This window comes from Variovorax sp. VRV01, from assembly GCF_014852545.1.
Classification (GTDB): domain Bacteria; phylum Pseudomonadota; class Gammaproteobacteria; order Burkholderiales; family Burkholderiaceae_C; genus Variovorax; species Variovorax beijingensis_A.
This window is the reverse complement of sequence record NZ_JACVBS010000003.1, coordinates 344,054-358,977: the sequence shown is the minus strand read 5'-3', so window position 1 is coordinate 358,977 and position 14,924 is coordinate 344,054. Positions and strand designations below refer to the sequence as shown.

Below are 14,924 nucleotides of genomic sequence, written 5' to 3'. Positions count from 1 at the left end.
GCGGTATTTGTTTTCAGGTGGATGCCCTGGGGCTTCACGGTGGGTTCAGGCCGTGCGCGGCAGTTCGATGCGAAAGCGCGCGCCGGGCCCCTCTGGCAGCAGGGTGATGCGGCCCCCATGGGCAGCAATGTACTCCTGCACGATCGAAAGGCCGATGCCCGTGCCCTTGACGGCATGCTCGGGCTGGCGTTCGCCCCTGTAGAAAGGCTCGAAAATCCGGTCCCGATCGCCCTCGGCAATACCCGGGCCCGCGTCGTTGATATCGATGCACGCGGTGGTGGGCGTGCCGGACACCACGATCGAAATGACGCCGCCGCGCGCCGAATACCGGATCGCGTTGGACAGCAGGTTGGCCACCGCCGTGCCGAGCTTGGCGCGGTCCACCGGGAGCGTGATCGACTCGCCCTCGGCATGGACGCGCAGGCCGTGGGCCTGCCATTGCAGGCGCTGCGCCTCGATCTGCTCCTCGACCAGCGGCAGCAGGTCGGTGCGTTCGCGGCGCAGTTCGCGGGCCTCGAAGGCGGCGGCGTTGAAGCGCAGCAGCGCCTCGATCTGGCCCTGCAGCGAAACGGTGTTCTGGTTCAGGATCTGCGCCACTTCGAGCTGGGCCGGATTGAGCGGACCCGTCACGCCGTCTTCCAGCAGCGAGACGCCTTCGCGCAGCGCCGCCAGCGGCGTCTTGAGTTCGTGCGACACGTGGCGCAGGAAGCGCGCTTTGTCGGCATCGAGTTCGGTCAGGCGCAGGCGCAGCCACTCGAGCTGCTGCGACAGGCGCCGCACGTCGGCCGGGCCGCGGATGTCGATGGGCTCGTCGAGCCGGTTCTGGCCGAGTCCGACGATGGCGTGCTCGAGCCGCTTGAAAGGGCGCGCGAGCCAGATGCCGAAAGCCAGCGCCAGCGACACCGCCAGGATGCTGGCGGCCACCACTTCGCGCATCAGCCGGCGGCGCGCATTCTCGATGCGCTTGGCCAGCGCGTCGTTCTGCATTTCGATCAGGAACTGGGCCTGCTGCGCAAGGTTCGTGTTCAGCGAATCGAGCTCGCGGAACTGCATGGCCATGCCGCTTTCGCGCGAGAGCGCGCTCTCGGCGCTGCCGCTCATCAGCCCCTCGATCACGCCGAGCTGGGCGCGCCAGAGCTCGATGCCCGAAGGTGCGAGGCCGTTTCTCTCGAGCCGTTCGAGCACCTGGTGCGCTTCGCGCGCGGCGTCGTCGAAGCGGCGGCGCAGCACGGCGTCGTTCAGCACCAGCGACTGGCGCCCGGCGCGCTCCATGGCGGCACTGCGCTCGGCCAGCGACTGGGCCGCGCCCGAGAGCCGCAGCGCGCGGGCCGCCGCATCGCGGCTCTGGGTCATGAGCGCGTCGTACTGGAATACCGAGCGCAGCGCCACGCCCACCAGGAGGGCGGTGATCAGCAGGAACGCGAAAAGCAGGAGCTGCTGGAACGAGCCCCGTCTGGACGGCCGCTTCGCCATCAGGCGGCGAGCGCGGCGGGAACCGGCACCGTTGACGATTCGCGCGTGGCCACTTCGCCGCGCAGCGTGTAGGCGAGCGAGCGCGTGATGCGCAGGTCGACCATCTGCCCGACCAGGCGCGCGTCGCCTTCGAAGTTGACGACGCGGTTGCAGGCGGTGCGGCCCATCAGCTCGTTCGCGTCCTTGCGGGAAGCCCCTTCTACGAGCACGCGCTGCGTGGTGCCGACCAGCGCATCGCCGAAGCGGCGCACGTTACCGTCGATCACGCGCTGCAGCGTCTGCAGGCGGGCCAGCTTCACCGCATGGGGCGTGTCGTCGTGCAGCGCGGCGGCGGGCGTGCCGGGGCGCGGGCTGAAGATGAAGCTGAAGCTGTTGTCGAACTGGCAGTCGTCGATCAGCTTCATCATCCTTGCGAAGTCTTCGTCGGTCTCGCCCGGGAAGCCGACGATGAAGTCGCTGGAGAGCGCGAGTTCGGGCCGGATGGCGCGCAGCTTGCGCACCGTGCTCTTGTATTCCATGGCGGTGTAGCCGCGCTTCATGGCCATCAGGATGCGGTCGCTGCCGTGCTGCACCGGCAGGTGCAGGTGGCTCACCAGCTGCGGCACCTTGGCATAGGCCTCGATCAGGCGCGGCGTGAACTCGTTGGGGTGGCTGGTGGTGTAGCGGATGCGCTCGATGCCGGGGATCTCGGCGACGTACTCGATCAGGAGCGCGAAGTCGGCAATCTCGGCCGTGTCTCCCATGCGGCCGCGGTAAGCGTTCACGTTCTGCCCCAGCAGCGTGACTTCGCGCACGCCCTGGTCGGCCAGGCCGGCGATTTCCACCAGCACGTCGTCCAGCGGCCGGTTCACTTCCTCGCCGCGGGTGTAGGGCACCACGCAGTAGCTGCAGTACTTGGAGCAGCCTTCCATGATCGAGACGAACGCCGTGGCGCCTTCGACGCGCGCGGGTGGCAGGTGGTCGAACTTCTCGATCTCCGGAAAGCTGATGTCGACCTGCGGACGGTCCAGGCGCTCGCGGTCCTTCAGCATCTCGGGCAGGCGGTGCAGCGTCTGCGGGCCGAACACGATGTCGACGTAGGGCGCGCGCGCGATGATGGCGTCGCCCTCCTGGCTCGCCACGCAGCCGCCCACGCCGATCTTCACGCCCCTGGCCTTCAGGTGCTTCACGCGGCCGAGGTCGCTGAACACCTTTTCCTGGGCCTTCTCGCGCACCGAGCAGGTGTTGAACAGGATCAGGTCGGCCTCGTCCACGTTCTGCGTCGGCTCGTAGCCCTCGGCGGCGTTCAGTACGTCGGCCATCTTGTCCGAGTCGTACTCGTTCATCTGGCAGCCGAAGGTCTTGATAAATACTTTTTTGCTCATGGGGTGCTTTCCTGGCCTTCCTCGCCGGGAAGGCCGATGCAGGGCGCTTGTGTGGTCCTGCGGCGCGGCGGGCGCGGCCGCCGGCATCTTTATTGCGTGTTGACGGTGTCGTTCGAAGTGAACGGCCAGATGTTCAGCAGCGGCTTGTCGAGCGACTCGCGCTTGGCAACGGCTTCGTCGGGCGTGAGGATCCAGACCTCGCGCAGCAGGCCGGCGGCATCGCGCGTGTAGTTGACGAGGAATTTCTGGCCCGTGATGGTGCTGGACATGACCAGCATGTTCTGCGCGCTGCGGATGCGGCCGCCCGGCGCCATGCGGTCAGGCTTGCCGTCGAGTTCGACGTCGACCCCGTCGATCACCATGAACTTGCCGCGCAGCGTGCCGACCGGGAAGGTGCGCCCGCCCACCAGGGACTCGTTCTGGGTCTGCGGCCGGGGCACCTCGGACTGGGCCGCGGCGCCAATGGAAAAAAGGCTTGCAGCTACTGTGCAAAGCGCTATGAAAGTGAGAGCATTCGTGGGTTTCTTGCAGCGGTTCATGGGGTATATCCAGAGGCTGTGGAGCGGCGATTTTAGCGGCGGGGTGAAATCATCCCCGGCGCCTGCCACAGCGGGTTGTACATGGGCCCTGGCATTGCGGCTTTACTTATCTTTACGGCACTCACGGACACTGCGAGTCGACGGCTGCTCCAATAGCCGCTGTCAGCCCAAAGTGCACAAGAACCCATGAAGAAAAAACTCGTCCTCGCTCTTGCAGGTGTGTTGATCGTAGCCGTCGCGGGATGGTGGTGGAACGGGTCGGGCGATCGCATGGCGGCAAAGAGCGCCAGGCCGGCCGCCGCCGGTGGAGCCCCCGCGAATGGCGCGCCGGCCGCGCTCGTCACGCTCGCCACCGCTGAGCGGCAGGACGTGCCGGTCACGGTGCAGGTCAACGGCAGCGTGGTGTCGCTCAACAGTGTCGATTTGCGGCCGCAGGTGACCAACACCGTTGCGGCGGTGCACGTGAAGGAAGGGCAGTTCGTCAAGGAGGGCCAGTTGCTCTTCACGCTCGACGACCGCAACGACCAGGCCAACCTGGCGCGTGCGCGCGCCCAGCAGAAGCGCGACGAGGCCACCATGGCCGACCTCGAGCGCCAGTACAGGCGCAGCCAGGAACTGCTGGCGCAGAACTTCATTTCCAAGAGCGCCACGGACGCCACGCTGTCGCAGCTCGAGGCGCAGCGCGCCGCGGTGGCGGCCGACCGCGCCGCGGTGCAATCGGCGCAGGTGGCGCTGGGCTACGCCACCTTGCGCGCGCCCATTGCGGGGCGCATTGGCGCGGTCAACATCTACCCCGGCACGCTGGTGCAGCCCACGCTGTCGCTGGTCACCATCACGCAGCTCGATCCCATCGCGGTGAGCTTCCCGGTGCCGGAGGCCAATCTGCAGGACCTGCTGGCGGCGGCGCGCAGCCGGGCCAAGGTCGAGGCGCTTGTCAGTGGGCGCAAGGAGCCGCTCAGCGGCGTGCTCAATTTCGTCGACAACACGGTCGATCCGCAGATCGGCACCGTGCGCGCCAAGGCGGTGTTCGACAACGCCGACCAGAGCCTCTGGCCGGGCCAGTTCGTCGGCACGCGGATCACGGTCCGCACGCTCTCCGGCGCCACGGTGGTGCCGGCCGCGGCGCTCATGATGCTGTCCGACGGCGCTTCGCTCTACGTGGTCGACCAGGCCATGAATGCCAAGCGCCGCAAGGTGCAGGTGCTCTACACCTTCGGCACCAAGGTGGCGGTGAGCGGCGTCGAGCCGGGCGAGCAGGTAGTCATCGAGGGCAGCCAGAACGTGCGCCCGGGCGGCAAGGTTCGCGTCGACAAAAAGCCCGCACCGGCCGGCACCACCGGTGTCACGCCGGGCAGCGCAGCCTCCTCGGACACCCAGGCTCCGCGGGAACGCGCATGAACATCTCCGAGCTGTGCATCCGTCGTCCCGCGATGACGGTGCTGTTGTCTGCGGCGGCGGTGGTGGCGGGCATCTTTGCCTATTTCAGCATCCCGGTTGCCGCGCTGCCGAGCTACAACACGCCGGTCATCAACGTGAACGCCCAGTTGCCGGGCGCGAGCCCCGACACCATGGCTTCGTCGGTGGCGCTGCCGCTGGAAAAGCAGTTCTCGACCATTCCGGGCCTGCAGACCATCAGCTCGGTCAACACCCAGGGCGTGAGTTCGATCACGCTGGAATTCGTGAGCAGCCGCGACATCGACGCCGCCGCGGTCGACGTGCAGGCCGCGCTGCTGCGCGCCCAGCGCCAGCTGCCGCAGGAACTGACGCAGCTGCCTTCGTACCGCAAGGTGAACCCGGCCGACGCGCCGGTGCTGTTCATCTCGCTGATCTCGCCGTCGATGAACCCGTCCGAGCTCAACGACTATGCCGAGAACCTGATCTCGCCCACGCTCTCCACCATCGACGGCGTGGCGCAGGTGGCGGTGTATGGCCGCAAGGCCTTCGCGGTGCGCATCAAGGCCAATGCCGACCTGCTCAATGCGCGCAACATCACGCTCGACGAGCTGGCCAAGGCGGTGAATTCGGCCAATGCCAACACGCCCGTCGGCGTGCTCGACGGGCCGCGCCAGACGCTCACCATCCAGGCCAACCGGCAGCTCACCAAGGCGGAAGATTTCGCCAAGCTGATCGTCGGGCAGCGCAACGGCGCGCCGGTGCGGCTCGACGAAGTGGCCACCATCGAAGACAGCTTCGAATCGGTCAAGACCGCGAGCAGCTTCAACGGCCAGAGTTCCATCTCGCTGGCCGTTCAGCGCCAGCCCAATGCCAACACGGTGGAGGTGGTGGACGCGGTGCGCGCACTGATCCCGCGCTTCAAGGCCGAACTGCCGCAATCGGTCGAGATCCACATGGTGAACGACCGCTCGCTCTCCATCCGCGAGGCTGTGCACGACGTGCAGCTCACGCTGCTGGGCACCGTTGCGCTGGTGGTGCTGGTGATCTTCCTGTTCCTGCACCGGCTGGTGGCCACGTTGATCCCGGCCGCGACCATTCCCATCTCGCTGATCGGTGCGGTGGCCCTGCTCTACGCCTTCGGCTACAGCCTGGACAACGTCTCGCTGCTGGGCATCACGCTGGCCGTGGGGCTGGTGGTGGACGACGCGATCGTGGTGCTCGAGAACATCATGCGCTATGTCGAAAAGGGCATGGAGCCGATGGCTGCCGCGCTGCGCGGGGCGCGCGAGGTGGGCTTCACCATCATCTCGATCTCGATCTCGCTGGTGGCGGTGTTCATTCCCATCTTCTTCATGCCGGGCGTGATCGGCCTCCTGTTCCATGAATTCGCGGTGGTGGTGGCGCTGGCGGTGCTGGTGTCGGCCATCGTGTCGCTCACGCTGGTGCCGATGCTCGCGAGCCGGCTGCTCAAGCACGTGCCGCGCAAGGAAGGCGTGCTCGACCACGAGGAAGAGCACCCCGAGCCCGGCACCGCAGTCGGCCGCGCCTTCGAGCGCGGCTACCGCTGGGTGCATGCAGGCTACATGCGAACGCTCGACTGGACGCTCGCGCACCGCAGGCTGATGCTGCTGCTGGCGGGCGGCACCTTCGTGGTCACGGCCTGGCTGTTCGTCTCCATTCCGAAGGGCTTCTTCCCCGAGGAAGACATCGGACAGATCCAGATCACCACCGAAGCGGCCGAGGACATCTCCTTCACCGCCATGAACGCGCTGCAGGAACGCGTGGCCGCTTCGCTCCAGGCCGACCCGAGCGTGGCTTACGTGAGCTCGTTCGTCGGCGTGGGCGGGCCGACCGCCACGCAGAACTCCGGCCGGCTGTTCGCCGTGCTCAAGCCGCGCAGCGAGCGTCCCAAGATGGCCGCGGTGCTCGAGTCGCTGCGCCAGCGCTTCCGCGAGATCCCGGGCATTGCGGTCTACATGCAGCCGGTGCAGAACCTGCGCCTGGGCGGCCGCCAGAGCAAGGCGCGCTTCCAGTACACGCTGCAGAGCGTCAATGCGGGCGAGATGGTGCCCTGGGCCACGCGGCTCATGGAGCGCATGCGCGCCGACCCGGCCTTCCGCGACGTCACCAGCGACTCGCAGAACCGCGGCCTGCAGGCCACGCTGGAGATCGACCGCGACAAGGCCGGCGTGCTCGGCGTCGCCGTGGGCGACCTGCGCACCGCGCTCTACAACGCCTATGGCGACCGGCAGATCGGCAGCATCTACGGCGCGAGCAACACCTACCAGGTGATTCTCTCGGCCGCCGACAACGACCGGCAGTTCGAGGACGACGTGTCGCGCCTGTCGGTGCGCAGCACCAGCGGCCGGCTGGTGCCGCTGTCGGCCTTCTCGACCGTCAAGCGCACCGTGGGGCCCACCTCGGTCAACCACCAGGGGCAGCTGCAGGCGGTGACGGTCTCGTTCAACCTCGCGCCCGACGTGCCGCTGGGCAACGCGACCGCGAAGATCGACCAGTTCAAGCAGGAGCTGAAAATGCCGCAGTCGATCATCACCACCTATGGCGGCGATGCGGCGGTGTTCCAGAGCTCGCAGGCCAGCCAGGCCGTGCTGCTGGTGCTGGCCGTGCTCGTGATCTACGTGCTGCTGGGCGTGCTGTACGAAAGCTACATCCACCCGCTGACCATCCTGGCCGGGCTGCCGTCGGCGGCCGTGGGCGCCTTGCTCTCGCTGAAGCTCTTCGGCTTCGACCTGACGCTGATCGCGACCATCGGCATCCTGCTTTTGATCGGCATCGTGAAGAAGAACGCGATCATGATGATCGACTTCGCGCTCGATGCGCAGCGCACCGAGGGCATGAAGCCGGTGGATGCGATCCGCGAGGCCTGCCGGCTGCGCTTCCGACCGATCCTCATGACCACGCTGGCCGCGCTGATGGGCGCGCTGCCGCTCGCATTGGGGCTGGGCGCCGGCGCCGAGCTGCGCCAGCCGCTGGGCGTGGCGGTGGTGGGCGGGCTGATCTTCTCGCAGGTGATCACGCTCTACATCACGCCCGCGATCTACCTGGCGCTCGACCGCTACAGCGGCACCGGGCCGATGGTCGAGCTGCCGGGCGAAGCCAAGGCCGAGGCCGGCGGTGCCGCGGGGCATGCGGCCTCGCACGCCTAGGTCGTTGTCTCGTCGAGAACGTCGTCGTCTGCCGCCAGGTGGGCGGTGTCGCTCCAGCCGACGAGGCTGAAGCCCTCGGGCGTCCACAGCATGCGGTTGATGGCCGCATTGCCGAGCTGCCAGGTGCGCGGCGCCTGCAGCTCCTGGCGCGTGGCGGCGCGGTAGAGCACGTCCATCACGCCGCCGTGCGCCACCAGCGCCACCAATTGGCCCGGATGGCGCGCGGCCAGTTTTGACGCGATGCGCGTCACCCGTTCGCGGAAGACCAGCAGGCTCTCGCCGCCCTCGGGCTGGAATTCGGGATCGCGCTCGCGCCAGCGCCGGGCCTGCTCGGGCAGGGTGGACTCGATCTCGGCAAAGCTCATGCCCTCGAAGCGGCCGAAGGCACGCTCGCGCAGGCCGGGTTCGGGCTGCACCGCGAGGCCGTGCGGCCTGGCGATTTCCTGCGCGGTCTGCCAGGCGCGCGACAGGTCGCTGGCGTAGATCACGCCGATGTCCTCGTGCGCCAGCGCCTGCCCGACGCGCCGGGCCTGCCAGAGCCCGGTGTCGTTGAGCCCGATGTCGAGCTGGCCCTGGATGCGCGTGTCGACGTTCCAGGCGGTTTCGCCATGGCGAACGGCAATCAGGCGGGTGATTTCTTCCATCGGGCAGATTCTAGAAGCGCGTCATTTCTTCTGCGCGGTGGACAGCTCGATGTTCACCCGGCGCTCGCCCTGCGGCGGATTCGGAAAGCCCTGCAGCGCCGCTTCGAACATCACCGGCAGGATGGTCGCGCTGACGTTGTACGGGCCCTCGTTGCGGGCCCGCGTTTCGTAGACCACGCGGTTCGAGCCGATGTCGCGCAGCACGATGCTCACTTCGCGCTCGTACCAGGGGTTGGCCGCGGGCGGCATGAAGGCCGGGCCGCCGTACCAGCCGCCGCCATACCAGCGGCGTGCGTAGCCGGGATAGCCGTAGCCATAGCCCCAGGGCCCGTCGAAGAGCCACGGGTCGGCCCAGGGCGAGAGGCCGGCCGTGACGCGGGCGCCGATCTGCGCGCTGTATTGCGGCCTGGCATCGTCGCGGCGCAGTCCCACTTTTTCGAGCGCGGCGGCGGCCATGGCCTCGAGCGATTCCTGCCGGGCGGGGTCGGCCTGCTGTGACGGCAGGCGCTCGAAGCGGTAGCTGGCGCCGGGCGCCACGGTGCCCGGCGACGCGAAGCTTTTCACATCGCTGTCGACCACCCAGGAGGTGGCGCAGCCGCTCAGGCTTGCTATCAGAAGAAGAGCTGAAAACGCACGTTTCATGAGGATCTCCGGGCTAGTCGGCCCAAAATTCCCCTGGGTTGCCCGCTCAGCCCTGAAGGATGCGCAGGGCGGCAGGTGCCTGGGAGAGCAGGTCGAAGGAGGGCGCGTCGAAGGCCTTGTCGCCGTCTTCGTCGGCCACGCCGGTTGCCTTCAGACCCTTGAAGTCGTGCCGCGTTCCGTCGAGCAGGTGCGAGGGCACCACGTTCTGCAGCGCGGTGAACATGTTCTCCACGCGGCCGGGGAATTTCCTGTCCCACTCGCGCAGCATTTCGCCGACCTGCTTGCGCTGCAGGTTTTCCTGGCTGCCGCAGAGCGTGCACGGAATGATCGGGAATTCGCGGTGCTGGGCCCAGCGCACCAGGTCCTTCTCGGCCACGTAGGCGAGCGGGCGGATCACGATGTGCCTGCCGTCGTCGCTCACCAGCTTGGGCGGCATGCTCTTGAGCTTGCCCCCGAAGAACATGTTGAGGAAGAAGGTCTGGAGCATGTCGTCGCGGTGGTGGCCGAGCGCGACCTTGGTGGCGCCCAACTCGTCCGCCACGCGGTACAGGATGCCGCGGCGCAGCCGGCTGCACAGGCCGCAGGTGGTCTTGCCCTCGGGGATCACGCGCTTGACGATGCTGTAGGTGTCCTGGTTCTCGATGTGGAAGTCCACGCCCAGTTCGCTCAGGTATTTGGGCAGCACCTCTTCGGGGAAGCCGGGCTGTTTCTGGTCGAGATTGACCGCGACGATGTCGAAATGGATCGGCGCGCGGGCCTTGAGCTTGAGCAGGATGTCCAGCATGGCGTAGCTGTCCTTCCCGCCCGAGACGCACACCATGACCTTGTCGCCGTCCTCGATCATGTTGTAGTCGACAATGGCGCGGCCCACCTCGCGGCACAGGCGCTTCTCAAGCTTGTGCGTCTCGCGTTCGATCTTCAGGGAATTGGCGGGGGTGGCGCCGGCGACGGGCGCCTCGTCGATCCAGACGGCGTTCATGGGTGGGCTGCTTCGGTCAGGCAAATCGGGGGAGGAGGGGCCGATTTTGCCTTGGATCACCATTCCCCGGCTTCCATGCGGATAGCCACCTCGCAGTCGTCGAAGATCTCGAGCTTGGCGATCTTCACCCGCACGCCGACCACGCCGGGCAGCTGCAGCAGCCGCTGCGCGAGCTTGCCGATGAGCGTTTCGAGCAGGTTCACATGCTCGGCCGTGCACTCGTCGATGATGATGCGGCGCACCTTGCGGTAATCCAGCACGTGGAAGATGTCGTCGTCCTTCGGCATCAGCGGCTGCGCGCCCAGATGCAGCTCGGCATCGACCTGGATCGGCTGCGGCGCCGTCTTTTCCTGGTCGAGGATGCCCAGGTTGGCGTCGAAGCGCAGCCCCTGCAGGGTGAGTGTCTGGCGGCCGATCGGGTTGGAAGGCATGGTGGGGCTCACATCAGCGAGAAGTCGCGGTCGAATTTCATGAGGTGCTGGCCGCCGTCCACCACGAGCGTGGTGCCGGTGATCGAGTTGTTCTCCAGCGCGAACTTCACCGTGGCCGCCACGTCGGCCGGCGTGGAAGAGCGGCCCAGCGGCGACAGCGTGTGCAGCTTCGAGAACCTGTCTTCGTCCAGCATGTGGCTGGGCAGGGTGAGGCCGGGCGCCACGCCCACCACCCGCACGCGCGGCGCCAGCGCCAGCGCCAGCATGGGCGTGGCGGCCTCGAGCGCGGCCTTGGAGAGCGTGTAGCTCAGGAAGTCGGGGTTGGGATTCCAGAGCTTCTGGTCGAGCATGTGCACCACCGCGCCCTGCGCGTCGCCGCGCAGCGCCAGGTGGTCGTGCAGCGCCTGCGCCAGCACGATGGCCGCGCCGGTGTTGCTGCGCGCATGGCGCTCCATGAGCGCGTAGCTGAAGCTCGCGGCGTCGTCGTGCTCGAAGAGGGCCGCGCTGTGGACCACCGCATCGACGCTGCCGAAGTGCGCCGCCACGCGCGGCAGCAGGTCGCGGGTGGCGCCTTCGTCGAGCAGGTCGGCCTCGAACGATGCCGACGTGCCCGAGAGGGCCGCGCAATCGGCCACCGTCTGGGCGGCCTCGGCCTGCGAACTGCGGTAGTGCACCGCCACCTGCCAGCCGCCCGCGGCCAGCGCCAGCGCAATCTCGCGCCCCAGCCGGCGGCCGGCACCCGTGACGAGGACGGTGCGGCGGGCCGGCGTAACAGGAGGAAGTGGCGCTGTGCTCATGCGGGCAGAGAAGGGAGAATCGGCGGGTGACGACAAAAACGACGACAAACAGTTTACCCATCGCCCTCGATATCCTGATTGCCCGTTCGGTGGAGCGGGCGGGCGGATGGATCGGCTTCGACCGCTTCATGGCGCTCGCGCTGTATGCGCCGGGGCTGGGCTACTACGCCAACAGCTCGGCCAAGTTCGGCCACATGCCGTCTTCGGGCAGCGACTTCGTGACGGCGCCGGAGCTCACGCCCATGTTCGGGCAGGCGCTCGCGGCGCAGGTGGCCGAGGCGCTCGCGAAGACCGGCACCGACACGGTCTGGGAGTTCGGCGCCGGCACGGGCGCGCTCGCGGTGCAGCTGCTGCATGCGCTCGACGAGATGGGCCGCGCGGACGTGCGCTACCGGATCGTCGACCTGTCGGGCACCCTGCGCGAGCGCCAGCAGCAGGCGCTGGTGCGCTACGCGGACCGCGTCGAGTGGCTCGGTGAACTGCCCGATGCGATGCAGGGCGTGGTGGTCGGCAACGAGGTGCTCGATGCGATGCCGGTCCAGCTGCTGGCCCGCGTGGGCGGCCAGTGGTTCGAGCGCGGCGTGGTGCGCAACGCGCGCGCCGACGGCTGGGCCTGGGCCGACCGCGAAACCGCCTTGCGGCCGCCGTTCGAGGTGCCTGGCGAGCACGACTACCTGACCGAGATCCATCCGCAGGCCGAGGCCTTTGTCGCAACCCTCGCGGACCGCCTGAAGAAAGGTGCGGCCTTCTTCATCGACTATGGTTTTCCGGAGCGCGAGTACTACCACCCGCAGCGCCACATGGGCACGGTGATGTGCCATCGTGCGCACCAGGCCGACGGCGATCCCCTCTCGGATGTGGGCTACAAGGACATCACGGCGCACGTCAATTTCACCGGCATTGCGCTTGCGGGGCAGGAGGCGGGGCTCGAGGTGCTGGGCTACACCAGCCAGGCGCGCTTTCTGCTGAACTGCGGGCTGCTCGAAAGAATGGGACAGGGCAGCACGGCCGAAAGGGGCATGGCTGCTCGGCTCATTCATGAGCATGAGATGGGGGAGCTGTTCAAGGTGGTGGGGTTTGCGGTGGGGGAGGGGTGGGAGGCGATGGGGTTTTCGCAGGGGGACCGGAGTCACACGCTTTGAATTGTTTTGTTCCGGGGCCGGGATTCCGCCCGGCGGCGGCCTCACTTTCTTTTGGCGAAGCAAAGGAAAGTAGCTCGCCCGCCGGGGCGAGACCCGGCCCCGGAACTCAAAAAGAACCATAAGCAACCAACAAAGATTTCTTTGAGAAAACCCTCGTCAAAACCTACATTGGCGCAATGACCGCCCCCCAGCACTTCGAAGTGCGCCCCTTCAATGCCCCCGTAGGCGCAGAAATCGTCGGCCTCGACATCTCCAGGCCCATCAACGACGAAGACTTCGCACGCATCCACCGTGCGCACCTCGATCACCACGTGCTCGTGTTCCGCAACCAGCAGATCACCCCGGCAGAGCACATCGAATTCAGCCGCCGCTTCGGCCCGCTCGAGATCCATGTGCTGCACCAGTTCCATCTGAAGAACCATCCCGAGATCCTGATCGTCTCCAACATCAAGGAGAACGGCGAGCCCATCGGCCTGGGCGACGCGGGCGTCTACTGGCATTCGGACATCTCGTACAAGCCACAGCCCAGCCTGGGCTCGCTGCTGCATGCGCAGGAGCTGCCGAGCGAAGGCGGCGACACGCTCTTTGCCGACCAGCATCTTGCGTGGGAAACGCTCTCACCCGAGGTGAAGCAGCGCATCCTGCCGCTCAAGGCCGAGCACAGCTATCTCGCCAAGTACGAAGAGCTGCGCGCGAAGAACCCGTGGCGGCCCAAGCTCTCGCAGGAACAGATCGACCAGGTCGCGCCTGCCGTCCAGCCGGTGGTGCGCACGCATCCCGAAACGGGCCGCAAGGCGCTGTTCGTCAGCGAGCATTTCACGACGCGCATCGTCGGCCTGCCGCAGCAGGAAAGCGACGAGCTGCTGGCCGAGCTGTTCGCGCACAGCGTGAAGCCGCAGTTCGTGTACCGCCACCAATGGGCGCCGCACGACCTGGTGTTCTGGGACAACCGCTCGCTGATGCACCTGGCGGCCGGCACGCCTGACCACCTGCGCCGCCGCCTGAACCGCACCACCATCGTGGGCGACGCGCCCTTCTGACTGCTTTTTCCCCTGATGCAGCGGGCTCAACCCGCGCCGGCCTTGTCGCCGCCCCGGCGCAGCGCACGCAATTCGGCGTTGAGGAATTCGTTGGCGTCGCGCATCGAGCCGTTCGGCATCTTGACCTTGTAGGGCTTACCCGTCACCTCCGAGCGGGAGGCGCAGCGGTCGATGAAGTCTTCCGCGGTGGCGATCTCGTCTTTGAAGTAGTCGAACTTGGCCTGCATGTGCTTGGCGGCATCGGCGGCGTCGTGCTCATTGCCGTTGCGCATGAAGGTCATCGTCGTCATCTTCGAGACGCGCAGGATCAGCGTGTCGATGAGTTTTTGCTCCGACGCGGAAGGGGTGGCCTGGGCCGCTGCGGCCGCAAGGCCGAGCACAAGCGCCAACAGGGCGCGACGCGGATGTTGAAATGAAGCCATGTGGTCGATGCGGCAATTTCGGGACCATGCTAGGGCGGTGGCCCCCCGCGTGTCAAACCGGGCCCGGCTCGGGTCTAATCGCAGGTTTTGGCACGCTTGGTTTCCCATGAGCTCTTCCGCCCCCGATCTGCTGTCGATCGCCCATTCCCTGGCCGATGCCGCCGCCGCGCAGTCGATGCGCCATTTCCGCACGCCGCTGGACATCATCACCAAGGCCGACGAGAGCCCGGTGACGCTGGCGGACCGCGCCGCCGAGACGGCCATGCGCGAGATCCTTGCCGTGCGCGCCGCGGCGGACGGCATCTTCGGCGAGGAGCACGGCCTCGAGCGGCTCGACGCCGAGCGCGTCTGGGTGCTCGACCCGATCGACGGCACACGCAGCTTCATCACCGGATCGCCGCTGTGGGGCACGCTGATCGGCGTGCTGCAGGGCTCGCGCGTGGTGCTGGGCATGATCGACATGCCGGTGCTCAAGGAGCGCTGGGTCGGCCAGGCCGGCCAGGGCGCCACGCGCGATGGCCAGCCGGTGCATGCCAGCGGCTGCACCGAGGTGGCCAAGGCGCGCATCGTCACCACCTCGCCCGACATCTTCGCGCCCACCGACTGGCAGGCCTTCGACCGGCTGAGCCGGCAGTGCGCGATGCGGCGCTTCGGGGGCGACTGCTACGGCTATGCGCAGCTCGCGGGCGGCACCATCGACCTCGTGGTGGAAACCGGGCTGCAGCCCTACGACTACCTCGGCCCGGCCGGCGTGATCGAGGCCGCGGGCGGCGTCATCACCGACTGGCAGGGCCAGCCGCTGGGGCTGGCGTCCGACGGCCGGGTGATCGCGGCCGCAACGCCCGAACTTCACCGACAAGCCATGGCCATCCTGGCGGCCTAGACTGTT

General features: G+C 67.5%; 14 protein-coding genes. 5 read left to right on the top strand and 9 right to left on the bottom strand.

The annotated features are described in order from the left end of the window. Positions 1-45 precede the first annotated feature (45 nt). The 3 genes from IB278_RS07975 to IB278_RS07965 all read right to left on the bottom strand — a co-directional run bounded on the left by IB278_RS07975 (position 46) and on the right by IB278_RS07965 (position 3,244). Positions 46-1,473 (bottom strand): sensor histidine kinase, encoded by a 1,428-nt coding sequence (locus tag IB278_RS07975; protein WP_192323163.1) that lies wholly within the window; start codon positions 1,471-1,473, stop codon positions 46-48. Then, positions 1,473-2,837 carry a tRNA (N6-isopentenyl adenosine(37)-C2)-methylthiotransferase MiaB gene (gene miaB, locus IB278_RS07970; protein ID WP_192323162.1) on the bottom strand — a complete coding sequence of 455 codons (1,365 nt, stop codon included), beginning with the start codon at positions 2,835-2,837 and terminating at the stop codon, positions 1,473-1,475. The genes IB278_RS07975 and miaB overlap by 1 nt, the downstream gene beginning before the upstream one ends. Positions 2,838-2,926: 89 nt before the next feature. Beyond that, entirely contained in the window at positions 2,927-3,244 is a 318-nt protein-coding gene (locus tag IB278_RS07965) for a hypothetical protein (protein ID WP_225612796.1), read from the bottom strand. 402 nt (positions 3,245-3,646) lie between these two features. Here IB278_RS07965 and IB278_RS07960 point away from each other — a divergent pair, with 402 nt between their 5' ends. Continuing rightward, entirely contained in the window at positions 3,647-4,774 is a 1,128-nt protein-coding gene (locus IB278_RS07960) for an efflux RND transporter periplasmic adaptor subunit (protein ID WP_145741980.1), read from the top strand. Continuing rightward, a complete protein-coding gene (locus IB278_RS07955) occupies positions 4,771-7,938 on the top strand; it encodes an efflux RND transporter permease subunit (RefSeq protein WP_192323160.1) in 3,168 nt (1,055 codons plus the stop codon). Before IB278_RS07960 ends, IB278_RS07955 begins: the two co-directional genes overlap by 4 nt. On the opposite strand, the gene IB278_RS07950 is transcribed toward IB278_RS07955, so the two are convergent. Genes IB278_RS07950 through IB278_RS07930 form a run of 5 tightly spaced genes read right to left on the bottom strand, consistent with a single transcriptional unit; the run spans position 7,935 to position 11,431 of the window. Next, complete coding sequence (locus IB278_RS07950) at positions 7,935-8,582, bottom strand: histidine phosphatase family protein (protein ID WP_145740732.1); 648 nt, start codon at positions 8,580-8,582, stop codon at positions 7,935-7,937. The two genes, IB278_RS07955 and IB278_RS07950, sit on opposite strands and share 4 nt — an antisense overlap. Positions 8,583-8,603: 21 nt before the next feature. After that, a complete protein-coding gene (locus IB278_RS07945) occupies positions 8,604-9,224 on the bottom strand; it encodes a DUF4136 domain-containing protein (protein WP_192323159.1) in 621 nt (206 codons plus the stop codon). Between the two features lie 46 nt (positions 9,225-9,270). Further along, on the bottom strand, positions 9,271-10,203 hold the full coding sequence (ttcA, locus tag IB278_RS07940) for a tRNA 2-thiocytidine(32) synthetase TtcA (protein WP_145740735.1): 933 nt from the start codon (positions 10,201-10,203) through the stop codon (positions 9,271-9,273). Between the two features lie 56 nt (positions 10,204-10,259). Beyond that, entirely contained in the window at positions 10,260-10,634 is a 375-nt protein-coding gene (locus tag IB278_RS07935) for a dihydroneopterin aldolase (protein WP_124960450.1), read from the bottom strand. Positions 10,635-10,642: 8 nt separating this feature from the next. Next, positions 10,643-11,431, bottom strand: a complete 789-nt coding sequence (locus IB278_RS07930) for an SDR family oxidoreductase (protein WP_192323158.1) — start codon at positions 11,429-11,431, stop codon at positions 10,643-10,645. A 26-nt stretch (positions 11,432-11,457) separates the two neighbouring features. Here IB278_RS07930 and IB278_RS07925 point away from each other — a divergent pair, with 26 nt between their 5' ends. Together IB278_RS07925 and IB278_RS07920 are read left to right on the top strand one after the other, a co-directional pair. Next, positions 11,458-12,573, top strand: a complete 1,116-nt coding sequence (locus tag IB278_RS07925) for a class I SAM-dependent methyltransferase (RefSeq protein WP_192323157.1) — start codon at positions 11,458-11,460, stop codon at positions 12,571-12,573. Positions 12,574-12,749: 176 nt separating this feature from the next. After that, positions 12,750-13,613 carry a TauD/TfdA dioxygenase family protein gene (locus IB278_RS07920; protein WP_192323156.1) on the top strand — a complete coding sequence of 288 codons (864 nt, stop codon included), beginning with the start codon at positions 12,750-12,752 and terminating at the stop codon, positions 13,611-13,613. Positions 13,614-13,639: 26 nt separating this feature from the next. On the opposite strand, the gene IB278_RS07915 is transcribed toward IB278_RS07920, so the two are convergent. Further along, on the bottom strand, positions 13,640-14,035 hold the full coding sequence (locus IB278_RS07915; protein WP_192323155.1) for a DUF5329 family protein: 396 nt from the start codon (positions 14,033-14,035) through the stop codon (positions 13,640-13,642). 106 nt (positions 14,036-14,141) lie between these two features. Between IB278_RS07915 and hisN the strand changes: the two genes are divergently transcribed. Continuing rightward, positions 14,142-14,918 (top strand): histidinol-phosphatase, encoded by a 777-nt coding sequence (gene hisN / locus IB278_RS07910; protein WP_192323154.1) that lies wholly within the window; start codon positions 14,142-14,144, stop codon positions 14,916-14,918. Positions 14,919-14,924 lie beyond the last annotated feature (6 nt).